We start from the raw sequence: 22,556 nt of genomic DNA on the forward strand, positions 1-22,556 counted from the left end.
TAGTCTCTCGGAGCGGATCGTTCTCTCGCTTTCGAGCGAAGAAAGGCGCTTATCCAGTCGACCTCAATCCTGCTCCCGTGCCCAATCCAGCGAGCGGTTCACCGCGCGCAGCCAGCCGGAATAGCGCTTATCGGCCTTCTCTCGGTCCATACCGGGTGTGAACCGCTTCTCCAATCCAAACGTGTCCGCCAGCTCTTCGCGGCTTTCCCACAAACCGGCAGCGAGCCCGGCCAGATAGGCCGCCCCACGCGCCGCGCTTTCCGTCACATGTGGTCGGAGCACCGGCAGACTTGAGATGTCCGCCTGAAACTGCATCACGAAGTCGTTCTTGCAGGATCCGCCGTCCACGCGCAGTTCGTCCAGCGGCAGGCCCGTCACGCTTTCGATCGCGCGGATGAAATCGTGGACCTGAAAGGCCATCGATTCCAGCGTCGCGCGAATGAGATGCTCGCGTCCGGCACCCCGCGTCAGACCGACGATCGTGCCCCGGGCGTAAGGATCGTAAACCGGAGCGAACACGCCATTGAATGCCGGCACGAAGTAGACGCCGTTGGTGTCCTCGGTAGATACCCGCGCCTCGTCGTGGCTGGAAATCAGCTTAAGTTCGTTTCGGAGCCAATGCACCGCCGACCCGCAATTGAACACCACGCCTTCGACGGCGTAGGTTACCTTATCGTCAACAATTGCGGTGACCGTACCCAGCAACCCTTCGCCCGGCCGGAACAACTTGTCGCCGGTGTTCATTACAATGGCCGCCGACGTGCCATAGGAGCACTTCGTCATCCGCTGCTCGTAGCAGCCCTGGCCGAAGAGCGCGCCCTGCTGGTCGCCGACGGCAGCGCGAATCGGAACCGGGCGGCCCAGGAGCTCCGGGCTTGTCTCGCCGAACGCGTCCGCGCTCTTCAGCACCTCCGGTAGAAGTGCGCGGGGAACGTCGAACGTTGCCAGCAGCTTGTCGTCCCACTCCATGGTGCGGATGTTGTAGACCAGCGTTCGCGACGCGTTGCTGATGTCGGTGACGTGGCGAGCGCCCTTGGTCAGATTCCAGATCAGCCAGCTGTCAATGGTGCCGAAGGCAAGTTCGCCGCGGGCGGCGCGCTCGCGAGCGCGGGGAACCTGATCTAGCATCCACTTGATCTTGGAGGCGGAGAAATAGGAGTCGACCACGAGACCTGTGTTCTCGGCCACATAGTCTTCAATCCCAGGACGCAAGTCATCGCAGATCGGGGACGTACGACGGTCCTGCCAGACGATCGCCCTGTGGATCGGTTCCCCCGTCGCCCGATCCCAGATGACGGAGGTCTCGCGCTGGTTAGTGATGCCGATGGCGGCGATCTCGTCGAGCGGGATGCCTGACGATTTCAACACCGCGGTCATCACGGCGACCTGCTTGTTCCAGATTTCGACCGGGTCATGCTCCACCCAACCGGGCTCCGGGTAGTATTGCGTGATCTCTTCCGCCTCGCGGGCGACGTCCTTGCCGCTTCGGTCGAAGATGATTGCGCACACGCTGGTGGTGCTGGCGTCGAGCGCCATGACGTAGTTCGCCATAACCAACGATTCCTCCCATCGTTAACTCTTGTTCGGTCAACGCTTCCTGTGAGCCGACCAGCCGCGCCCGAAGCGCCAAAGCGCGAAAACCGCGACCGGCGCGAAAGCGAGGATCAGGCCGAGCATCTCGTTGCGGGGATGCACGGCGACAATGTCGCGGCGAAAATCGGGCTGCTCGGGCCGCGACAGAGTTCCCCTCTGAAGGGAGGGCTCATCCGGCACCTCCACGGCAAAGGCGCGCAGATCGGGGCTTTCACCCTCGGCGGCGGTACGAACGACGTAACCGAAGCCGGTGCCACGGGTCTGGTCGACCTTGAACCCCTTACGTTCGAGCGCGCTCGTGTCCCCATCGGCCCATACAAGCGACAGCGCGTCCTCGTCGGCCTGCGAGCGGCGGACCCACATTTCCCGCCCGGGAACCACCTTGGCCTGCGGCGAGACCACGGGTTTGTATTCGTCTTCCTCGAACCGCTCGGCATTGGCGAGCGTCAGATAGAAGGTCGTGCCCGGCCGCGCAAAAATACGCATTTCTTCGGTGTTGGCGGCGAGCGGACGCGTCCAGCGCTCCTCCGGCACGACGTCGGCTACGAGCCCGGCACGTCCTTCGGCCTGCACGACCCGCAGGGTTTTCGACGTACCTGGCACCGTCCGGCCGTCTGCCCGAAGCTCCATGCGATAGGTTCCGGCGCGCAGATCGACCCGATAACCGACACGCGGCTCGGTGACCAACCGCATCGACGGTTCCGGGATCGGGGGCGGCGGAGGGATTGCTTCAGCCGTTTCACCGGGCTTGCGGTCGGCCCCCGATTTGACGAGCCGGCGTTCATAGTCACGATGGGCTCGCTGGGCTTCGACGAAGCGGCGGCGGAAATCGCGCTGGGCTTCGAGATGCTCCGTCCGGGCCGCCTCCGCCTCCGCGCCCCATATCAGCGACGCATCGCCGTTCCGTGCTCCCTCTGGATAGAGGATCGAATAGGACTGCGGGCGGATTTCGGCGACCTTCTCGCCGTCGCGCGTAATCAGCAACGTGCCTTCAATCGTCTCGCGCTGCTTCTCGAAATCGACATAGGAGCGGCGCGAGAGCGGCCAGTAATACTCCAGCGTTCGAACGAAAGCCAAAGCACTGGCGGCTCCCGATAAAAGCTGGATGTCCACCTTGTCGGAGGGAACGTAGACTTCCTCGTAGCCTTGGCCATTCCAGACACGCGCGTGCACCACCACCACTTCGCGCCGCTCGGGCTCCAGCGCCGTGACGGGGTGCGAACTGAGCATCGCGGACAGGAACAGGAAGAAGATGAAGGTACGCATGATCATGCTCCCCTCCTCCATGCGACGAGAAGGGATGCCGCGAGCGTGACGGCCGTCAGGGCAATTGCGGCCAGTATCATCCCCGGCCTAAGCGGTCCCTGGCGCAGCAGCGCTTCGGCGGGTGTTGCCAGATGGCTCATCGCCGAAATCGGGCGCACCACGGGCTCCGCCGTCTCCAGGATGTCACGCACGTATAGCGCGGTCAGGCTCATGTCGTCCGCCGGCTGCAGCAGCAAATAGCCATGGAAAATCTCAAAGGCCGCCAGCAGGCCCGTCAGCACGACAAATGCGATGACCGCGGCTCGCACCGTCCTCGCCCAGGCGGAGATCAAAAGGCCCAGCCCCATCAGGGGCAGCGGGAACACGGGCATCAACGCGATCGATCCGGTATCGGCCGCCCGGATGACGCCCGCTCCCAACGGCTGACCCAGAAGCAGGTAGAGCCAGTAGATCGCAAGGGTCACCACCAGCACGCAAAGCTCCACGAGGAACTTCGCCGCGATTATCACTCTCCACCGTACCGGGCCCACCAGCAGGACTTCCATCGTCCCGTGCTCGCGCTCCCATGCGATCGACGCCGCAAGCCGGAGCCCCAGGACAAGGCCGAGGAACCCGACTACGAGAATGTCCAGCCCCCTCAGCGGATCCGCCGTCACGACGATGGATTCGGTGTCGAAAGAGGATTGGAAGCCGGCGCCATAGATCCACGCGATCAGGCACACCGCACTCGCCACGATGAAGAACCAGATTGAGGTCAGCCGCGCCGAGATCTCTCTGCGAAAGATCAGCCCTGCCATCCAGACATCGGTTGCGAGCGACTGCATGGGACCCGCCGTCTAGACCACCGTTCGGATCAGGCCGCCATCGATGCGCAGCGCCGCACCGTTGACGATGCCCGTGCGGTCGCTGGCGAGGAACGTGACGAAGTCAGCCACCTCCTCGGGCCTGGCGAGACGCTGGATGAGCGATGTGGGCCGGTTCTCGGCAATGAATCGTCGCTCCGCTTCCGCCCGTTCGAGATCCGGGTAGAGCCCTGCGATCAGGTTGGCGACGCCCTCGGTCGCGCTTGGGCCCGGCAGGACGGAATTGACCGTCACGTTGGTGTTCTTGGTGGTCTCGGCGAGGTTGCGCGCAAGCGAAAGCTGCATCGTCTTCGTGGTGCTGTAGGCGGGAAGCTCCGGCGCAGGATTGATCGCGGACTCGCTGTTGATGAAGACCACACGCCCCCGATTGCGCCTCAGCATTCTCGGCAGATAGTGGCGAGCAAGCCGCACGCTGCTCATCACGTTGATTTCGATGAGTTCGTGCCAGCGCTCATCGCCGGACTCGTAGATGTCCATGGCCTCGTAGATTCCGAGGTTGAGAATCAGCACGTCGACGTCCGGACAAGCGGCCGAGACGGCTGCACACCCGTCGGCGCTGCCCGTGTTGCCGACAGCGATCTCGAGATCGGCGTCGGGCACAGCCGTCTTCAACCGATCGATCGCCGATCTGACACTGGTCTCGGTGCGACCGTTCAGCACCACCGTCGCGCCCTCGGCCGCCATGGCGGACGCGATGGCGAACCCGAGTCCGCCGGTCGACGCTGTTACGAGGCAGCGTTTGCCCCGATATCCGAACTCCATTGGTTCCTCCCCATTTTCGGCTCGCCGTCGAGGCGATCGTCGCATGCCCGTTCGGGCTTCTTGGTTTGGGTCAAGCTCAAGAAGAGATCTTCGAGGCTGAGAACCGCATTGCCGACCGACAGCACTGTGAAGCCGTTCTCCGTCAGCAACCGCGATAGGCGTACGCGAGAGTCGGAGATCGCAGGTGCAGATCCCGCAGGGTTCACGACGACGCGCAGTCTGCCCACCCCGACCTTCGTGACGTCTGCAACCTCGGCGTGGTCCCCTAGCGCGCGAACCGCCGCCTCCGCCGACTCGGCAATCTCGGCCATGAGCGCACCGTCGTGGGTTGACGAAGGCAGGAGCGATTCTTTGGCGCCTTCCGCAATCACCCTGCCGTCCGAGACGAATACCAGCCGATCTGAAATCTGTTCCATCTCAGCCAGTTGGTGCGACGAGAACAGAAGCGTCGCTCCCGCCTCCTGCATCTGGCGGAAGATACCGCGCATCTCCGCAATGCCGACCGGATCGAGGCCAAGCATCGGCTCGTCGAGGATCAGGAATTCGGGTGCGTGCAGGATTACGCGCGCCAGACAAGTGCGCTGCTGCATCCCCCGCGAAAACCCGGCGAGAACCCGGTCAGCGGCATGGTTAAGGCCGACGCGGTCCAGAACTTCGCCCACGCGACGCGCCGGATCGGGCACCTTGTAGACCTGCGCAAAGAAGGTGAGATAGGCGCGCGCCGTCATCTCGGGATAGATCGGAGGCTTCTCCTGAAGGTAGCCGATGCGCATACGGATATCCCGGCGCGAGCTGCCACCCTCCTTCCCGAAAAGCCACACCTTGCCTGCATCGGGGCGCAGGAGTCCCAGGGCAATCTTCATCACCGTGGTTTTGCCTGCTCCATTCGGGCCCAGAAATCCGACGATCTCGCCTCGCGCGACGTCGAAGCCGACACCATCGAGCGCGCGCTTGCGACCGAAGCTTTTCTCCAGCTCTCGAACGGAAAGGGCGAGGTCCCAGGTCATTGTTCAGTAGGGCATCGGAATTATGTAGAGACGCCCAAGATTGATGACGATCATCACCACCCCCGAAGCAAGTAGGAATTCCAGCGGCCAGTTGAGGACTTTGTATCGGTCGTTTGCGATCTTCATGAGCACGATTACGGCAACCGCAATGAGAGAAGCCGGCCAATGCTGTATTCCGCCGGCCATCGCCGTACACGATCCCAGAAGAAAGGCGAGAATGACCAGAAGCCCGATGGTGTTTCTCATGCCGGCCTCCCCTTCCCGCCAAAGCGGCTTCCCGCGGCCTGTGCGATCGTGCGGCCGTCGCCGGGGTCGAACAGATAGATCCAGTCGGGATCGAAATGCATGCCCAGCATCGTCCCCTCGACCTTGCCGAGATGCCGCGTATCGTTGGTTGAGTTTCGGGTGGTGAGTTCGGTGCCGCCGACCCGCAGCACGTAGAGATTTTCCGCGCCCGTCGGTTCGAACGAGTAGAGCTCGGCGTTGATCCCGTGTCCCTCATCCCCCTGACGGGCAAGCGAGATGTGTTCGGGCCGGATGCCGAGCCGAACGATCTCGCCGACACGCCGGTGCAAACCGTTCGCCTCGGCCCAAGCCGCGTTCAGAGGCACCACGAACCCGTCGGCTTCGGCAACGACACCGCCCTGATCCGCACGAAGCGTGACGTCGAAGACGTTCATCTGAGGCTCGCCGACGAACGTCGCAACGAACTCGTTCGCTGGGTTCTCGAACACCTCCAGCGGGGTCGCGTACTGCTGGATCCGCCCCGCGCGCATGACGATGATGCGGTCGGCCATCGTCATCGCTTCGAGCTGGTCGTGCGTGACAAAGATGGTCGTTGTGCCGATGCTCTTCTGCAGATGACGCAGTTCCGCCCGCATCTGACCGCGCAGCTGCGCATCCAGATGCGACATCGGTTCGTCCATCAGAAAGACGTCGGCCTCGCGCACCAGCATCCGCGCGATCGCGACACGTTGGAGCTGTCCCGCCGAAAGGCTGTCCGGCTTGCGCGACAAGACGTCGGTGATCTGCAGCGTCTCGGCCACCCGGCCGACCTTCTCCGCGATTTCCCGCCGCTGCATCCGGCGCACCTTCAGCGGATAGGCGATGTTGTTGTGAACGGTCATGTGGCGATAGAGCCCGTAGTCTTGGAAGACCATTCCGACGCTGCGGTAGCGCGCCCGCATGTAGGTTACGTCGCGCCCGCCGATGAAAACGCGTCCTCCGCTGGGCATCTCGAGCCCGGAGATCATGCGCAGCGTGGTTGTCTTGCCGCATCCCGACGGACCGAGAAGGAAGATGAACTCCCCATCGTCCACATGGATGTCGACGTCCGTCACGGCGGTGAAATTGCCGAACCGCTTCTCGAGATTCTCGACGACGAGCTCAACCATTGTCGCCTCCTGCGCCCGCTCGGAGTCCCGTCATCGCCCTGCCACGCCTTGCGAAAGGCCGCTGATAAGTTGGCGCTGGGTGATGAGAACGAAGAGGATCAGCGGCGCGGTCACCAGCACGACTGCGGCACCGAGGACATTCCATTCCACGTCCGCACTGACCGAGTAGGCGAGGATCGCCGGCGGCAGTGTCTTGGCCTGGGTGGAGGTCAGGAAAGTCGCGAAGACGAACTCATTCCACGACAGGATCATCACGAAGATCGCCGTAGCCGAGATCGATGGAAGCATCAGCGGCAGCGTCACCTTTCGAAACGCCTGAAACCACGTGTCCCCGTCGACCATCGCCGACTCTTCGTAGCGTCGCGGTATGTCGCGGAAGTATCCGGTCAGCATCCAGACCACGAACGGAAGCTGCATCGCCGTATAGAGCAGGATCATGCCGACCAGCGTGTCGAGCAGCCCGAGCGTCTGGAAGGTGATAAACACCGGGATCAGGATGGCCACCGGTGGCATCATCCGGTTGGTCAGCACCCAGAACGAAATATCGTCGCGCCCTGGGAAATCGTAGCGCGCAATTGCATAGGCGCAGAACATTCCGATCGTGACCGAGAAGAAGGTGGCCGAGAGCGAGATCACCACGCTGTTGAAGAAGTTGTGCATGATGTGCTTCTCGAAGATCAGATACCGGAACGCTTCGAGCGTCGGCGAGAAGACCCACACCGGACGCCCCGTGTTGAGCGCCGTCTGATCCATGAAGCCGGTGAGTACGACCCAGAGATACGGGATGAAGTTGATCACGCAGACGAGTAAAACCACCAGGTAGACCCACCAGTTGCGCTGCACCGGGGGACCGGACGGGGAGACCTCGGATCGCTTATGTCCGACCATCGCTCGCACTCCTCAGTTGGCCACGTCGGTGCGCGAACGCAGCAGGCGGATGAAAATGAAACTCATGACCACGATCAGCATCATCATGATCAGCGAGATGGCTGCCGCCTTCGACGCATCGAAAAACTCCAGTCCCGTCTTGGTGAGATAGACGTTGAGAGTGGTGGTCGCGTTGCCCGGCCCTCCGCGCGTCATGACAGTGATCAGCTCATAGATGCGGAACGCATCCATCGTCCGGATCACCACCGCGATCAGGATTGCGGGTCGCAGGAGTGGCAACGTGATCGTCCAGAACACCCGCCAGGCGGACGCGCCATCAATTTCGGCCGCCTCGTATGGCTGGCGTGGAAGCTGGGCCAGGCCCGCCGACATCATCAGGAACATGAACGGCGTCCATTCCCAGATGTCGACAAAGATCAGGACCTGGAGCGCGATGTCGGGATCGGAGAGAAACGGGATCGCGCTTTGGCCGAACAAATCCGTGACCAGCCCGGAATAGTAGGTCACCAGCCCCGTTCCGGGATAGAACATGTACCGCCAGATGAGCGCGGCCACGAGCGGTGGCAGTACCATTGGGATCATGATGAAGATCCGCAGCACCGACCCAAACCGCAAGGCACGCTGGAACAGGAGCGCGAGCCCGAGCCCGAGCCAGAATTCGACGAATACGGCTTCGAGAGTGAAAATCGTCGTCAGCCGAAGCGCGTGCCAGAATTCCGGGTCCTGAATCACCAGCTGATACTGGTAGAGTCCCATGAAGATCTGCGGGAGATAGGGCTTCGATAGGACCACGTTCTGGCTGGCGATGAACAGCGCATAGAGGAAGGGATAGACGCCCATCGCGAACAGGATGAGCAGCGTGGGCGCCATCAACACCCACGGAAACACCTTGCGGTTGGAGGGACCGAACCGGGCAAGCAGGCTCCGTCTGTTTGCCGGGGTCTTCTCCGCCTTCGCGGTTCCGACGCCGATGCTTTCGGCTCGCGTCATCCCTTCCCTGCCTTTCGTGTGCCGGAAGAACCGTGAATCTTGTCAACCGCTCGGAGCAGGTCCCGATCAATCGGCATTGTTCTGACCAACCGAGACTTGCTCAAACTATTGATTCTAAATTCATTTCACGTCGCTCAGATGGAGCCATCTGAACGGAAAAGGCTTCAGACGAACCGATCGGGTGGACCCGCTGGACGTGCCAACGGGTCCGGCCGAAAGGCGCTTCAGTTCCATTCCGAGGGAAGGCGGTCGTAGTAGGTGAGATCGCGCCAGTGCTGCGGCGGATTCTCGCGGCCCGGAATGTAGTAGCCGCCCCGGCGCATCACCTGCGTCATGCGACGCTGCATGTTGGCGGCTGCCGTTTCCGCATCGATCTCGCCGATCCAGACCCGGTTGCCTTCCTCGCCCATGATGTCGGAGATCTCGGCCCACTCCGGCACGCGGATGCGCTCATCCGGATTGGTGGTATTGAGCATGTATTCGTAGACGTCCGTCCACCACGGCTGATGCTCGGCCAGAGTCTCGGATTTGTAGGTGGAATGGCGGACCGGCGGTGCGCCGAATTCCGTCGCCCGTTCCTGGATCTCCGGTGAGGTAATCCACTGGATGAACGTCCAGGCGGCCTCCTTGTTCTTGGAATCCCGAGAGATTCCGAGTGTCCACGCGCCGAACCAGGGATCGATCACGCCGTGCGGCCCAGCCGGCGTGTGCAGGTGCACATTCTTGCCGGCGATCTCGGGCTGTGTCTCCGGATCCTCGAAGAAGCCGTTGATGAACTCGGTGTAGCTCCAGGTGCCGAAGGCGTTCCCGGCCTGATAGACGGCCGTCGCCTCGCCGATGCCCCAGTTGGCACTGTCGGCGGGCATGAACTCCTTGAAGCTGGTGAAGTAATTGATCGAGTCGATCGTCCGCTCGTTGTCGATGGTGATCTTCCATTCTTCATCGACATATTCGTCGCCCTTGGTCTCGGGCGTCTGGAAGGCATAAAGATAGGGCAGATAGGTTACGCCCCAGAACCAGCGGCCGGGCATATTGGCAAAGCCAATCATGCCGGTCTCCGGATTGTTCACCTTCGCCGCGGCATCGTACATGAAGTCCGTGGTGAACTTCGGATCGAAGCGCTCGGGCAAGTCGATACCCGCCTCTTCCGCCACATCCTTGCGGAAAGTCGTTCCGGTCGGCGCGGCACCGATCGGAATCGTGTAGAGTGTCTCGTCATAGACGCCGCTGCCGGAAATAATCCGGGGCAGGAAGTCGTCGATATCGTAACCTTCGGCCGTCAGGTCCGGGTTTTTGACATAGTCCATGATCGGTTGAAGGAACCCGGCGGCTGCGTACTCGGCGAGCCACATGACGTCGACGGCATAGATGTCGTAGGCACCCGTGCCCTGCTGCATCTCGACTAGCGACTTCTGTCGATACTGGTCGAACGGCACCTGATCGACGATCACGGTGATGCCGAACTCCTCTTCGAACTCGTCGATGAACCGACCAAGCGCCGCGAACTGCGGCATGGACGGCTGCAGAAACCGGATCTCCGTTCCCTCGAGCTCTTTCTGGACGTCAGTCTGGGCGTGTCCCAGCGTTGCGAATGGCATGGTCAGCGCGACGGCCATCCCTCCCAGTCCGGCAATCTTCAATATTCGCATCGTTCCCTCCTCTTTTTTGACTGTATGCGACAACGGCCTCGTTGTTGTTCTTGGGCCGTGCCCCTATTTTTGGGGCTGCCAGAGTCAGATTGTCTGCATCGTCGTAAACCGCGCCTGGCGGATCGTTCGCCCATCGGCAGCGTCGAAAAGATAGACAAAGTCCGGGTCGATCCGGACGGCGATGGGCGCATTGAGTTCCTGCGGAAACGCGCGTGCCTGGTCTACGCTGGTCAGCACGCGGACGACGTTCTGCTTGCTGCCGCCTGAGATTTCGACGTCGAACACGACGCGCGAGCCCAGCGTTTCCACAGCGAAGACGACGCCCCGGATGATCCCGGCGCCCCTCTCGTCCGGCCGCGCCAACGTGACCTGCTGCGGCCGGATCCCGGCAATGAGATCCTGAACGGCAGAGAGGTCAGGTCCGCGTCCCAGCCAATCGTCGTCGATCGGGACATCGCCGCCCGCAATCAGAAGGCGCGCGTTCCCTGCTTCCTGATGAAGTTGCGCGGGGAACGTATTCATATGGGGCTCGCCCACGAAGGTTGCCGCGAACAGGGTTTCCGGCTCGTCGAACAGTGTCTGAGGCGCCGCAACCTGCTCAATCCGACCTTCGTTGATCAGGATTATGCGGTCCGCCATCGTCATCGCCTCAAGCTGGTCGTGGGAGACGTAGAGCATTGTCGCCTCGAACTCGCGCTGAAGCCGTTTGAACTCGACCCGCATTCGCGCCCTCAGTTGCGCGTCGAGATGCGAAATCGGTTCATCCAGAAGAAAAACGTCGGCATCGCGCACCAAGGCCCGACCGATCGCGACCCGCTGCATCTGACCGCCGGAGAGCTCTGACGGACGACGGTCGAGCAGTTCCGATATCTGCAGGGTGTCGGCGACCGCATCAATCCGCGACCTGATGTCGTTCTTCGCCAGCCGGCGCGCGCGCAGCGGGTAAGCGAGGTTTTCGAAGACGGCCATGTGCGGGAACAGCGAGTGCTTGTCATAGACCATCGCGACATTGCGGTCGCGAGGACTCCAGGTCGTGACATTCCGCCCGCGGATCCACACGGCACCCTGCGTCACCTCCTCCAAGCCCGCTATGATGCGCAAGGTCGTCGTTTTCCCGGCGCCCGAGGGTCCAAGCAGGAAGACGGCCTCACGATCCTCCACATGCAGCGAGACGCCCTTCAGCGCCTGGGTTCCATCCTTGAATGTCTTGGAGAGAGTCTCGACGCGAAGCTCGCCCATCGGACGCCTACCGCAGATCGCCGCAGAACGCCGGAAAGCTCTCGATTGCCGGCACCGGCCCCCGTGGAAGAGCGGACATTCGCAAAACCAATCCTCCCTCAACGTCGCCCGTCACCACCCGGCCGCTCAGACGGCTCTCACTTCAGGCGACGCAACTACCGAGGACGGTAGCAGGCATGAAATTATGTGTCTAGAAACTAAAATTCCTTGAAGGATCTTTTCATGAATGAGTATTGTAGCCTCGAAGCGCCCCACCCAAACAGGGCCCAAGGCGCTGGAGGCGAAAAAGAGTGACAGGCGTGGAAATTGGGATCCTCGATCACATCCAGGGCATTCGCGGCAGCTTGAAACCGTCGCTGCAGGCGGTTGCCGATCAGGTATTGGACCGCCCCGAGCTGGCCCGCAGGATGAGCGTCAAAGAGCTCGCGCTCGCCTATTCCGTCTCGGAAGCTTCGGTCAGCCGTTTCGTTCGCAGCATCGGCATCAAGAGCTTCCGCGATTTCCAGCTGCGGCTGGCAGAAGAGCGTGTCGGCGAAGCGAAGGGGCGCGAGACCCAGTCCGACGAAGGTTCCCTGTACGAAAGCATCGGGCGCGAGGATTCTACGGCCTCGATCCTGCACAAGGTTGCGCATCGCACGTCCGACGTCGCACGCGCCTGCCTGTCGACCCTCGATCCGGTCGCGCTGGACCGGGCTGCTGCCCTGATCCACAACGCCAGCGCTCTCTATGTGTTTGCGGCCGGCCTGTCCGACCTCGCCTGCGACAACGCGGTGATCCGATTTTCACGAATCGGCATCCCCGTCGTCTCGACCTCTGACCACAACACACAACAGTTGATGGCAAGCGCGTTGACCAAACGGGCGGTCGCCCTAGGAATCAGCGATTCCGGCCGCACTACCCACACCGTTTCAGCGCTTGCGGAAGCCCAGGCGGCTGGCGCGGGGACGATTGCGGTCACCTCCTTCGGCGAGTCGCCCCTGGCGCGGATCGCCGACGTCACCCTGGTCACGCCGACCGGATACGCCTCGCCCGGAAACGAGCCGCTGCACGAAAGCATGCTGAGCAAGTTCGGCCAGCTCATCGCGATCGACGCACTCTACAGCGTCGTTGCCGTGTCTGACTACGACCGCTCCGTCAGCTCCGTTCGACGTGGTGACCGCTTCATCCAAAGAAGCCGCAGCAACCGCCAGATGAACGGAAAGGGCTGAGCGTTGGCGTGGGGCGAAGCGCAATATCTGCAATGGCCCTACCGTGGTGGACCGCTTGAGGAGCTGCTTCGGCAATCGCCCCAACATGTTCCCCTTCGGGAGCCTGCCCCGGACGAAGTGATCGCGCGGGTCGAGGCGGTTTCGATCTGTTCGTCGGATCTGAAAATCATCCGCCTGGGGACCCACCATCCGCTTTTCAGTTCGGCAAACGGTCCCGTGGACACGGTGCTCGGTCACGAGGTGTGCCTCCGTGTCCACCAGGTGGGCACGGCCTTGCGGGATCGCTTTCGGCCAGGGCAGCGCCTCGCCCTGCAACCTGCCATGCGCCTGAACGGCAAGCGCGTGATCGTCGGGATGGATCGCCCGGGCGGTTTTGCCCAATTCCTGCGGCTCGGTCCCGATGAGTTGAACGGCTACGTGTTCGAGGCACCCGAAACGCTGCCGGCTGCAGCGATCGCAATGTTGGAGCCCTATGGCTGCGTCGAGCGGGCCTACCGTCCGACCGGCCGAAGCACGCTCTGTCCGCAAAGGCCGACGCTGATCGTGCTCGGCAAAGACGCAGACAGCTTCGGCACCGCCGAGCCGCCGATCTGGCCCGACCTCACCGTACTGGAGGCCGGTGCGGTCACCCCGCCGGCCTTTCTCGACGGGCTACAGTTTAAGACGATATCCGAGAGCGACCTGGCCCGGGCGCGTTTCGACGACATCATCGCGCTCGGCGAGCTCGACGCCGACACGCTTGCGCTTTTACCGCCGTGTCTCGCGGACGGCGGCCTGCTGCTCCAGGCTCGGCGCACGCTCACCCCTCCGGTCGCGATCGATCCCGTGCGCATACACTATGACGCCCTCAGCTTCGTCGGAACAACCGAGGCGGACTTTCTCGATGCACTGCGGCCGGAGCACCAGCGGTTTGAGGTCAAACCGGGAGGCGTCGCCCTTGTGCACGGCGCCGGCGGAGCAATGGGCCGGATCCACGTCCACCGGCTGCTCCAACTGGAAGACGGGCCCAGCATGGTCATTGCGACCTCGCGCAAGGGTGCCCGGCTGGAAGCACTGAAGGCCGACTTCGAGCCGGTTGCGGACCGCCAGAAGCGGACGCTCATCGTATGTGAAGGAAGCGCGCTTTCCGAGGCTGTCGCGGCATACGCCCCACACGGCATCGACGACGCGGTCGTGGTCGCACCGGACGTGAGCGCTGTCTCTGCAGCCGCGGCGGCACTGGCACCGGACGGCCTGCTCGCGGTCTTTGCCGGGTTTCCCTATGGCGACAAAGTGCCCTTCGACCTGTCCGGCGTCGCGGTCTCGGGCAAGCGGCTGACGGGATCCACCGGCTGCTCCGTGGCCGACATGCAGGGCGTCCTGTCGCGGGCCATGTCCGGCAAGCTGAACCTGACGGAAAACATCAAGGGCGTCGCCGGCATCCGGTCGCTTCCCGAGGCATTGGCCGCTGTCAGCGACGGCAGCGTCGCAGGCAAGGTCGTGCTCTACCCGCAGACGCCGGAGCTGCCTTTCCGCGGTCTGACGGACGGATGGATCGAAGAAGAAGAGGCGGACCTGACAGGAGCCGATCACCAGTCGCAGCGGATCTAGTCGAGACGCCCAATAAAACCGGACAAGGACGCAAAGGGAGGAACTTTCATGCGCGCCATCGTGCTTCACGCCCCCGGCGACATACGGCTGGAGGAGCAGGAGGTCCCGAGGGCCGGACCTGGGCAGGTTCTCGTCCGCGTCGCCTCGGTCGGTGTCTGTGGATCGGATCTTCCGCGCATGCTGACCAAGGGTGCCTGGAAGATGCCGCTTATCACCGGGCACGAGTTCGCCGGCCACATCACCGAGCTCGGCGACGGTGTCGAAGGCTGGGAACAAGGCGAGCTTGTCGGCGTCGCCCCGCTCCTGCCCTGCAACAAGTGCTCGCAATGCCTGACCGGCAATTTTTCGCGGTGCCGTGACTACGACTATTTCGGCAGCCGACGGGATGGCGCCTACGCCGAATATGTCGCGGTTCCGGTACAGAACCTGATCAAGACCGCGCAGCATGCCGACCCACGGGCGATCGCAATGACCGATCCCGCGTCCATCGCGCTGCATGCGATCTGGAAGGGCGGCGGGATCACGGCCGGACAGACTGGCGGCGTCGTCGGCTGCGGCCCCATCGGCCTGTTCGTCATTCAGTGGATGCGCATGATGGGGGCATCCGAAGTGATCGCCGTCGATGTATCGGAGGACAAACTGGAGCTGGCCCGCGAGGCCGGCGCCTCGATTTGTGTGCTCGCGACCGACTTCGATCAGTTGCAGGACAAGGCCGACCTCGTCGTCGAAGCCGTTGGGTTCGAGGCTTCGATCAACAACGCCGTGACCTTGGCCGCGCCCGGTGGTCATGTCGTCTTCATCGGGATTCCGGTGCCGGACGTGACGCTCGCCAACAAGACTTTCCAGTATCTGCTCCGTCAGGAAATCTCGCTACACGGGTCGTGGAACAGTTTCGGCTCTCCCTTCCCCGGCCCGCAATGGACCACCACGATCGAGAAGTTCGGGACAGGCGAGCTCCGGTGGGAGTTCCTGATCTCGCACGATCTCGATCTAAGCGAACTGCCGGAGATCTTCCGGCGCTTCGCAGCAAAGGATCTGCATTTCTCGAAGGTTCTGTTCAGACCGTAGCGGCCGCCGCCGGTAGGAGCCCGCCACGCCCGGACACACGGGGCTCACGAACCGTGCGGAGCCTCGGCGCCCACCGGTCGGCCTTCGCATCCCTCGTGGAGGATTATCATGACAGCTGAAACATCCGCCGCCTTCGCATCCCAGACCGGCGCGCAGGCGGTCGTGCTGACACCCGCTGACCACCGCAATCCCGGCACCCGGCTAAGCCCGGACATGTTCGAGGGGCATCAGACCAACCGGAGCGCCGCCGAACGGCGAACGGACTCGCTGACCAAGCGACGCTCCATCAAGAAGGAGTGGCAGGCCGCCTGGTTGGTCAATGCGATACGGTGCATGGATCTGACCACGCTCGCCGGCGACGACACTCCCGAGCGGGTGAGACGGCTCTGCGCCAAGGCCCGCCGGCCGCTTGCACCTCACATCCTTGAGGGCCTCGCGCTTGCAGCCGACCAGGTGACGACCGGCGCGGTCTGCGTCTACCCCACGATGGTCGCTCCGGCGGTTCACGCGCTCGATGGCTCCGGCATCCCGGTCGCCTCAGTCGCCACCGGATTTCCCGCTGGCCTTATGCCGCTCTCTCTTCGGCTGGAAGAGATCCGCTACGCCGTTGGCGAAGGCGCCGATGAGATCGACATCGTCATCACCCGCGAGCATGTGCTGAACGGAAACTGGTCCGCACTCTACGACGAGATCGCCCGCATGCGCGAGGTTTGCGGCCGGGCGCATCTGAAGACCATTCTCGCGACCGGCGAGCTGCGCACATACCGGAACGTCTATGCCGCCTCGATGGTGGCGATGCAGGCGGGGGCGGACTTCATCAAGACCTCGACCGGCAAAGAAGGCGTGAACGCCACCCTGCCCGTCAGCCTCGTGATGGCGCACGCGATCCGCGACTATCTCGACGCAACCGGGCACCGGGTCGGCTTCAAACCGGCGGGCGGCATCAAGACCGCCAAGGATGCGATGAACTGGCAGGTGCTCATGAAGGAAGAGCTCGGCCGCGAGTGGCTGTCGCCGACGCTGCTGCGGCTCGGCGCGTCGTCCCTGCTGGGCGATCTGGAGCGCCAACTCGAACACTACGTGACCGGCCGCTACGCGGACACCACGCGCCACGCACTCGCCTGATCCGGAGGATCGCCATGACCATCATTCAGGACATCCTCAAGACCATGGACTATGGACCTGCTCCCGAAAGCCCGGCGATCGTCGATGATTGGCTCGCCGAGCATGCCGACGGTTTCGGTCACTTCATCGGCGGCGCATTCACAGGGCCGTCAGCTCTCTTCGAGGTGACCAACCCGGCCACCGGCAAAGTCATCGCCAAGGTCAGCCAGGGCCGCGCGGAGGACGTCGATGCCGCGGTGAAGGCCGCCCGCTCGGCGCAGCCCGGCTGGGCCGCGCTCTCCGGCCACGAACGCGCGCGTTACCTTTACGCAATCGCCAGGCACGTGCAGCAGCACAGCCGCTTCCTCGCGGTCCTGGAGACCATCGACAACGGCAAGCCCATCCGCGAGAGTCGCGACATCGACATCCCCTTGGTCGTCCGGCACTTCTACCACCACGCCGGCTGGGCGGAGATCCTCGAGGACGAGTTTCCCGACGCCAGGCCGCACGGGGTCTGCGGTCAGGTCATTCCGTGGAACTTCCCGCTCCTGATGCTGGCTTGGAAGGTCGCGCCGGCCCTGGCCGCGGGCAATACCGTCGTGCTGAAACCGGCCGAGTACACTCCGCTCACGGCACTGGCCTTCGCCGGGATCGCGCACGAGATCGGACTGCCAAAAGGCGTCCTGAACATCGTCACCGGCGACGGCGAGACCGGCGCGGCGGTCACCGGCCACAAGGACGTGAACAAAGTCGCCTTCACCGGCTCGACCCAGGTCGGCAAAATCATCCGGCGCCAGACGGCAGGCTCCGGGAAGGGGCTGACGCTGGAACTCGGCGGCAAGTCCCCGTTCATCGTCTTCGCCGACGCCGACCTCGACGCCGCAGTCGAGGGCGTGGTCGATTCCATCTGGTTCAACCAGGGCGAGGTCTGTTGCGCGGGCTCGCGCATCCTCGTGGCCGAAGCCGTTGCGGAGCGCTTCGAGCAGCTTCTGCGTCGACGCCTGGCAACCCTGATTGCCGGTGATCCATTGGAGAAGTCCACGGATGTGGGTGCGGTGGTGCATCCGGTTCAGCTCGAGCGCATCCGCTCGCTCGTTGAGCAGGGCGTGGCCGAGGGTGCCGTGCTTCATCAGGGCGAGGCGCCAGGCGGCTGCTTCTATCCGCCGACGCTAGTCACCAACGTTCAGCCGGCCTCAATCCTGGCGACGGAGGAAATCTTCGGTCCGGTAGTCACGCTGACCACCTTCCGCACCCCTGAGGACGCGGTGTCGCTCGCCAACAACACGCGCTACGGGCTGGCGGCGTCGATCTGGTCGGAGAACATCAACCTCGCGATCGATATCGCCGCACAGGTCAGGGCGGGCGTCACCTGGGTGAACTGCGCCAACCTCTTCGATGCCGGCGCGGGCTTCGGCGGCTATCGGGAAAGCGGCTTCGGCCGCGAGGGGGGACGCGAGGGCATGCGGGCCTATCTGGCAGAGCCCCGGCCGAAGTCGCGCTCGAGCGAATCCGATCTTCCCGCGCTGAAGCCCTACCCTTCGGATCCGGTCGCCGGCGGCACCATCGACCGCACGGCCAAGCTCTATATCGGCGGAAAACAGGCCCGGCCGGACAGCGGCTACGTCTATCCGATCGCCGGTGCGAAGGGCAATTCCGGCCTTGCGAGTCTCGGCAACCGCAAGGATATCCGCAACGCGGTGGAAGCGGCCTGCAAGGCCGCCGGCTGGGGCGCACAGACCGGCCACAACCGGGCGCAGGTGCTCTACTACGTGGCCGAGAACCTCGCGGCCCGGTCCGCCGAATTCGTCGACAGGCTGATCAGTTTCGGCCAGACCAAGAAAGCGGCGGAGAGCGAGGTGGAAACCTCGATCCGGCGGATCTTCTGGTACGCCGCACAGGCCGATAAGTTCGACGGCGCCGTGCATCAGACCAAGTCGTCCCATGTCACCCTGGCAATGTACGAACCCCTGGGCGTCATCGGCATCGCCTGTCCCATCCGAATGCCGCTCCTCGGCTTCGTGTCTCTGATTCTGCCAGCGCTGGCGATGGGTAACCGGGTCGTCGCCGTGCCGTCTCAAACGCACCCGCTGGCGGCGACAGACCTCTATCAGGTGCTCGACACCTCGGACATTCCGGGCGGCGTGGTGAATATCGTCACTGGCGAGCGCGAGACGCTGACCAAGACGCTGGCGAACCACGATGCGGTCGACGCCATGTGGTACTTCGGAACCAAGGACGGAGGCCGCAAAGTCGAAGAGGCATCCGCCGGCAACCTCAAACAGACCTGGGTGGAAGACGGCGCGGCGCGGGACTGGCTGGGCGCGGACGGTCAGGGCCGGACCTTCCTTCACCACGCCACCCAGGTGAAGAACATCTGGATCCCTTACGGCGAATAGGAACCGGCGGACGGCAGTCCAAATGCGGCTGCCGGCCCGGCCGCGCCGCCGCGGACCAATCCAGCAGACCGACATAAGGGAGCGGGACAATGGACTTCGGAATTTCCAACAAGGTCGCGGTCGTCACCGGCGGCGCCACGGGCATCGGCCGGGCCATCGCGGACCAACTCCACGCCGAAGGCGCGATCGTCATTATCAACGGCCGCAGCCAGGAGAAGCTCGATGCAGCCTGCGCCGAGATCGGGCCGAACGCACACGGCGTGGTCGCCGACCTCATGACCTCGGAGGGACCTCAGCGCCTGGCGGATTTTGCCAACGGCTTCGGGCCGGTGGATTTTCTGATCAACAATGTCGGCATTTTCGACGTCAACAACTTCTTCGAAGTCAGCGACGAGCGGTGGTTCGACTATTTCGACCACAACGTCATGACGGCGGTCCGCATCACCCGCATCGTGATGAAGGATATGCTGGAGCGGAATGCAGGGTCGATCGTTTTCATTTCCTCCGAGGCCGCGGTCCGCTCGATCGGTTACATGGTCCCCTACTCGGTGACGAAGTCGGCGACCCTCGGGCTCAGCCGCTCGCTCGCCGAGCTGACGCGCGGCACGAAGGTTCGGGTCAACAGCTACATGCCGGGGACCACGGCGACGGAGTCCGTCCAGAGCTATTTCGCCTCGCTCGCCGAGGAGCAGAGCAAGTCGATGGATCAGTTCCTCGCCGACTTCTATGACACTGTACAGCCGTCCAACCTGACGCGGACGCTGATCGACCCGGCGATGCACGGGCGTGGCGTCCTCCAGCTGATGACCAACACCGCCATGAACGGGGTCTGTCACCGGGCAGACGGCGGCACGGTCCGGTCGATCTTCGGCTGAGGAGGACGCGCGATGGAAGGCAAGCTCGGAGTCCACGCCCTGATATTCGGGGACGACTGGTCCGCAAAGGGAGCCGAGTTCACCTGCCGCTCGGCGGTTGAGATCGGCTACGAACTGATCGAGCTACTGATGTTTGATCCCTTCGCCTTCGACCTGGAGCTCACACGGCGGGTGGTGCCGGCGCACGGGCTGGGGTTGCGCCTGGGCATGGCACTGGGCCCCGAGGCCGACATTTCCTCCACCGATTCCGAAACCGCCGAGCGCGGCGAGCACACCGTCGCCCGGGCGCTGGAAATCGCCGCCGAGCTCGGCGCTCCGGGGGTCAGCGGCATCACTTATGCCGCCTTCGCCAGCTACGGAGCCGGCCAGACCGAGACCGACCGGCGGCGCGTGGCGGAGCGGCTCTCCCGGCTCGACCGGCGCGCCGGCGACCTCGGCGTGAAGCTGGGCCTCGAACCCGTAAATCGCTACGAAAGCTACATGGTCAACACCCTCGACCAGGCCGCCGCTCTCATCCGCGAAGTGGACGGACGGAACATGTTCGTTCACATGGACACGTTCCACATGAACATCGAGGAAGCTGACATTGCCGGGAGCATTGCGCGCAACGCGCCGCTGCTCGGTCACGCCCACGTCGCGGAGAACCATCGCGGTGTCGTGGGCTCCGGCACTTTCGACCTTGCCGGCTATTTTCGAGCGCTGGCGCGCGCCGACTACCAAGGCGATTTCGTTGCCGAAGGCTTTTCGGGCGGCCTGGTCGGGCCCGACCTCGTCGCCGGCGTCCGGCTCTGGCGATCGGCCTATGCCGACCCCGTCACGGCAGCGCGTATCGCGTTTCAGACCATGCAGGCTGCAAAACACGCAGCTGTGGCTGCCGTTAGGCCGTGGTGAGGGGATCCGTGGGAACAGAAATTGTGGTTCTGTCCCACGACTAAGGCATCATGGTTCTCGGACGCATAGAAGACATACCTTCTGAAGGAGTGAGCGCACGGGAGCCAATATTGAAGATCTGGCGGGGGGCCGGGAAGCAGCCAATCGACATGCTTCAATTTAACCATGAACCCAACACTTGAGATTCTTTGGATTCAAGGAAAGAGCAATTGTAACCAGATTGCGCCTAGAAGAGCGGTCTAACGTAGGGTCCAAAGACCGAGCGAGGCATGACTACTTGCTGAAGAGTAGGCCATCTAACTTCGTCCAACAGATTGGACAACACCCCATCCCCCTAAACAGAAAATAATCTATGTTATTCAACATATTAAAACCGACATTCAGTTAAACACGAATCCCACCTCCTCCGCCATCATTTCGCTCACGGCAGTTTCGCTTCGCTCAACGCCTCCGCGGCGGCGGCCTGACCGGCCGACGGGCGGTCGCCCGCTGGGCTCTGAGTTCGAACTTAAGGCGGATGGGTCCGCCATCCTTGTTTGCGCGCAGCCGCCACACCAACCCTGCGCGCGAGGCTCCGAGTTCGAACTTCGTTCGATCCTCTGCGCCACTATCCCGTTAACATTAAAACGGTTTTTCCTCCGTTCCGGATCCGGTGCAAGGTCTGAGACGCCTCCGTGACAGGGCGCGTCGGGCAATGTGCTCAGGACCGCTCGGGCCCGAGTTCGAACCGGTCCATCAGCTCCGGCAGGATCGGATGCTGGTAGGTCCGGCGGATCATGACCGCGAAGAACACTTCGCTGATCTCGGGCAGCTGCTCGATCTCGACCAGCGCGCCGCTTGCGAGCTCGTCCCTCACCACGATCGGCGGGATCACCGCCAGTCCGATGCCCTCGCGCGCAAGAAGACGGGCCATGGCCATGTCGTCCACCTCGGCGGCGACCTTCGGTTCTGCGCCCAGGCGATTGACGAGTGCGTCGAAGCCGGTGCGCAGGCCGCTGGAGCGGGACGGGAGGATGAGCGGTGACGTCTGCAGGCGGTCCAGAAGCGATGCATCGGGACGGTCGAGGGACGGGACGCCGATGAGGCCGACCGATTGCTCCGCCAGTCGATGGACGATGAACGGTGTCGGACCGTCCGTCTCGGGCGGACGGTTGGTCAGCACCAGATCCAGATGCAGCATCTCCAGCGCCTCCAGCAGTTCGCTGCGGCTGCCGGAGCGCAGGATGACTTCGGTATCAGGCTGGGCGAGCGCGGGCTTCAGGAAATTGAGCTGGAAGTTGCGCGAGAGCGTCGCGATCGCGCCCACCCTCAGCGGGCGCCGGGCCACCGATGCCTGGCTCAGGACCGACAGCAGGTCGCTGCCCGCCTCGAAGATGCGATCCGCGTGATCCAGCGCGATCCGGCCGGCCTCGGTCAGATGGAGGGCCCGCCCGCGGCGCTCGAAGAGCGGCTGACCGAGGCGCGCTTCGAGCTGCCGGATCTGGGACGACAGAGCGGACTGCGACACATTCAGCCGGGCCGCGGCCCGCGTAAGGTGGCCCTCATGCGCGACGATCTGGAAATAACGGAGATGGTGATAGTTGAGGTCGGCCATATCGTTCTGTTTACGTGAACGAACTACGGCGCACACTATGGTCTGATCGAGGATTGTGCGCCAGCATCGGCGCTGTGCCGGCCGGAATGCGAAGGCCTGGTCTCCGTCCCCTCCCCGTTGGCGCTCCGGCTCCACCTCTCGAATGGTTTCGGCAGCCGGATCTAGAGCCGCAGGAGCTT

The 22,556-nt window shown here is 63.3% G+C and carries 19 protein-coding genes; 7 read left to right on the top strand and 12 right to left on the bottom strand.

Annotated features, from left to right (window positions below):
* Positions 1 to 63: 63 nt before the first annotated feature.
* The 11 genes from glpK to J2S73_RS11795 all read right to left on the bottom strand — a co-directional run bounded on the left by glpK (position 64) and on the right by J2S73_RS11795 (position 11,651).
* Positions 64 to 1,551, bottom strand: coding sequence for a glycerol kinase GlpK (gene glpK / locus J2S73_RS11745; RefSeq protein ID WP_306885724.1), 1,488 nt, complete (start codon positions 1,549 to 1,551; stop codon positions 64 to 66).
* A 36-nt stretch (positions 1,552 to 1,587) separates the two neighbouring features.
* Entirely contained in the window at positions 1,588 to 2,865 is a 1,278-nt protein-coding gene (locus tag J2S73_RS11750; RefSeq protein WP_306885725.1) for a hypothetical protein, read from the bottom strand.
* Positions 2,862 to 3,683, bottom strand: a complete 822-nt coding sequence (locus J2S73_RS11755) for an ABC transporter permease subunit (RefSeq protein WP_306885726.1) — start codon at positions 3,681 to 3,683, stop codon at positions 2,862 to 2,864. Before J2S73_RS11755 ends, J2S73_RS11750 begins: the two co-directional genes overlap by 4 nt.
* Before the next feature lie 12 nt (positions 3,684 to 3,695).
* On the bottom strand, positions 3,696 to 4,484 hold the full coding sequence (locus tag J2S73_RS11760; protein ID WP_306885727.1) for an SDR family NAD(P)-dependent oxidoreductase: 789 nt from the start codon (positions 4,482 to 4,484) through the stop codon (positions 3,696 to 3,698).
* The gene (locus J2S73_RS11765; RefSeq protein WP_306885728.1) at positions 4,448 to 5,491 is read right to left on the bottom strand and encodes an ABC transporter ATP-binding protein; all 1,044 of its coding nucleotides are present in this window, start codon (positions 5,489 to 5,491) and stop codon (positions 4,448 to 4,450) included. The genes J2S73_RS11760 and J2S73_RS11765 overlap by 37 nt, the downstream gene beginning before the upstream one ends.
* 3 nt (positions 5,492 to 5,494) lie before the next feature.
* Complete coding sequence (locus J2S73_RS11770) at positions 5,495 to 5,737, bottom strand: hypothetical protein (protein ID WP_306885729.1); 243 nt, start codon at positions 5,735 to 5,737, stop codon at positions 5,495 to 5,497.
* Positions 5,734 to 6,885, bottom strand: a complete 1,152-nt coding sequence (locus J2S73_RS11775; RefSeq protein ID WP_306885730.1) for an ABC transporter ATP-binding protein — start codon at positions 6,883 to 6,885, stop codon at positions 5,734 to 5,736. Before J2S73_RS11775 ends, J2S73_RS11770 begins: the two co-directional genes overlap by 4 nt.
* A gap of 30 nt (positions 6,886 to 6,915) precedes the next feature.
* Positions 6,916 to 7,728 carry a carbohydrate ABC transporter permease gene (locus tag J2S73_RS11780; RefSeq protein ID WP_306885731.1) on the bottom strand — a complete coding sequence of 271 codons (813 nt, stop codon included), beginning with the start codon at positions 7,726 to 7,728 and terminating at the stop codon, positions 6,916 to 6,918.
* A 57-nt stretch (positions 7,729 to 7,785) separates the two neighbouring features.
* Positions 7,786 to 8,763 (bottom strand): carbohydrate ABC transporter permease, encoded by a 978-nt coding sequence (locus tag J2S73_RS11785; RefSeq protein ID WP_306885732.1) that lies wholly within the window; start codon positions 8,761 to 8,763, stop codon positions 7,786 to 7,788.
* Between the two features lie 224 nt (positions 8,764 to 8,987).
* Complete coding sequence (locus tag J2S73_RS11790; protein WP_306885733.1) at positions 8,988 to 10,412, bottom strand: extracellular solute-binding protein; 1,425 nt, start codon at positions 10,410 to 10,412, stop codon at positions 8,988 to 8,990.
* Positions 10,413 to 10,496: 84 nt separating this feature from the next.
* Positions 10,497 to 11,651, bottom strand: coding sequence for an ABC transporter ATP-binding protein (locus tag J2S73_RS11795; protein ID WP_306885734.1), 1,155 nt, complete (start codon positions 11,649 to 11,651; stop codon positions 10,497 to 10,499).
* Positions 11,652 to 11,941: 290 nt separating this feature from the next.
* Between J2S73_RS11795 and J2S73_RS11800 the strand changes: the two genes are divergently transcribed.
* From J2S73_RS11800 to J2S73_RS11830, 7 genes are all read left to right on the top strand, one after another.
* The gene (locus J2S73_RS11800; protein WP_306885735.1) at positions 11,942 to 12,859 is read left to right on the top strand and encodes a MurR/RpiR family transcriptional regulator; all 918 of its coding nucleotides are present in this window, start codon (positions 11,942 to 11,944) and stop codon (positions 12,857 to 12,859) included.
* 3 nt (positions 12,860 to 12,862) lie between these two features.
* Positions 12,863 to 14,449, top strand: a complete 1,587-nt coding sequence (locus tag J2S73_RS11805) for an alcohol dehydrogenase catalytic domain-containing protein (RefSeq protein ID WP_306885736.1) — start codon at positions 12,863 to 12,865, stop codon at positions 14,447 to 14,449.
* A gap of 48 nt (positions 14,450 to 14,497) precedes the next feature.
* The gene (locus J2S73_RS11810; protein WP_306885737.1) at positions 14,498 to 15,517 is read left to right on the top strand and encodes a galactitol-1-phosphate 5-dehydrogenase; all 1,020 of its coding nucleotides are present in this window, start codon (positions 14,498 to 14,500) and stop codon (positions 15,515 to 15,517) included.
* Positions 15,518 to 15,625: 108 nt separating this feature from the next.
* Positions 15,626 to 16,642, top strand: coding sequence for a deoxyribose-phosphate aldolase (deoC, locus tag J2S73_RS11815; RefSeq protein WP_370874419.1), 1,017 nt, complete (start codon positions 15,626 to 15,628; stop codon positions 16,640 to 16,642).
* A 14-nt stretch (positions 16,643 to 16,656) separates the two neighbouring features.
* Positions 16,657 to 19,017, top strand: coding sequence for an aldehyde dehydrogenase family protein (locus tag J2S73_RS11820; protein ID WP_306885739.1), 2,361 nt, complete (start codon positions 16,657 to 16,659; stop codon positions 19,015 to 19,017).
* An 89-nt stretch (positions 19,018 to 19,106) separates the two neighbouring features.
* Positions 19,107 to 19,892, top strand: coding sequence for an SDR family NAD(P)-dependent oxidoreductase (locus tag J2S73_RS11825; RefSeq protein WP_306885740.1), 786 nt, complete (start codon positions 19,107 to 19,109; stop codon positions 19,890 to 19,892).
* Between the two features lie 12 nt (positions 19,893 to 19,904).
* Positions 19,905 to 20,783 carry a sugar phosphate isomerase/epimerase family protein gene (locus J2S73_RS11830; protein ID WP_306885742.1) on the top strand — a complete coding sequence of 293 codons (879 nt, stop codon included), beginning with the start codon at positions 19,905 to 19,907 and terminating at the stop codon, positions 20,781 to 20,783.
* 700 nt (positions 20,784 to 21,483) lie between these two features.
* Here the strand turns inward: J2S73_RS11830 and J2S73_RS11835 are convergent.
* The gene (locus J2S73_RS11835; RefSeq protein ID WP_306885743.1) at positions 21,484 to 22,377 is read right to left on the bottom strand and encodes a LysR family transcriptional regulator; all 894 of its coding nucleotides are present in this window, start codon (positions 22,375 to 22,377) and stop codon (positions 21,484 to 21,486) included.
* Positions 22,378 to 22,556: the final 179 nt, after the last annotated feature.

The sequence above is a fragment of the Amorphus orientalis genome (assembly GCF_030814015.1).
Taxonomy (GTDB): Bacteria; Pseudomonadota; Alphaproteobacteria; order Rhizobiales; family Amorphaceae; genus Amorphus; species Amorphus orientalis.

Bases quoted from the DNA above. Each gene is read 5' to 3' on its own strand.
- glpK (WP_306885724.1), bottom strand. From the start codon at position 1,551: ATGGCGAACTACGTCATGGCGCTCGACGCCAGCACCACCAGCGTGTGC.
- J2S73_RS11750 (WP_306885725.1), bottom strand. From the start codon at position 2,865: ATGATCATGCGTACCTTCATCTTCTTCCTGTTCCTGTCCGCGATGCTC.
- J2S73_RS11755 (WP_306885726.1), bottom strand. From the start codon at position 3,683: ATGCAGTCGCTCGCAACCGATGTCTGGATGGCAGGGCTGATCTTTCGC.
- J2S73_RS11760 (WP_306885727.1), bottom strand. From the start codon at position 4,484: ATGGAGTTCGGATATCGGGGCAAACGCTGCCTCGTAACAGCGTCGACC.
- J2S73_RS11765 (WP_306885728.1), bottom strand. From the start codon at position 5,491: ATGACCTGGGACCTCGCCCTTTCCGTTCGAGAGCTGGAGAAAAGCTTC.
- J2S73_RS11770 (WP_306885729.1), bottom strand. From the start codon at position 5,737: ATGAGAAACACCATCGGGCTTCTGGTCATTCTCGCCTTTCTTCTGGGA.
- J2S73_RS11775 (WP_306885730.1), bottom strand. From the start codon at position 6,885: ATGGTTGAGCTCGTCGTCGAGAATCTCGAGAAGCGGTTCGGCAATTTC.
- J2S73_RS11785 (WP_306885732.1), bottom strand. From the start codon at position 8,763: ATGACGCGAGCCGAAAGCATCGGCGTCGGAACCGCGAAGGCGGAGAAG.
- J2S73_RS11790 (WP_306885733.1), bottom strand. From the start codon at position 10,412: ATGCGAATATTGAAGATTGCCGGACTGGGAGGGATGGCCGTCGCGCTG.
- J2S73_RS11795 (WP_306885734.1), bottom strand. From the start codon at position 11,651: ATGGGCGAGCTTCGCGTCGAGACTCTCTCCAAGACATTCAAGGATGGA.
- J2S73_RS11810 (WP_306885737.1), top strand. From the start codon at position 14,498: ATGCGCGCCATCGTGCTTCACGCCCCCGGCGACATACGGCTGGAGGAG.
- deoC (WP_370874419.1), top strand. From the start codon at position 15,626: ATGACAGCTGAAACATCCGCCGCCTTCGCATCCCAGACCGGCGCGCAG.
- J2S73_RS11820 (WP_306885739.1), top strand. From the start codon at position 16,657: ATGACCATCATTCAGGACATCCTCAAGACCATGGACTATGGACCTGCT.
- J2S73_RS11825 (WP_306885740.1), top strand. From the start codon at position 19,107: ATGGACTTCGGAATTTCCAACAAGGTCGCGGTCGTCACCGGCGGCGCC.
- J2S73_RS11830 (WP_306885742.1), top strand. From the start codon at position 19,905: ATGGAAGGCAAGCTCGGAGTCCACGCCCTGATATTCGGGGACGACTGG.
- J2S73_RS11835 (WP_306885743.1), bottom strand. From the start codon at position 22,377: ATGGCCGACCTCAACTATCACCATCTCCGTTATTTCCAGATCGTCGCG.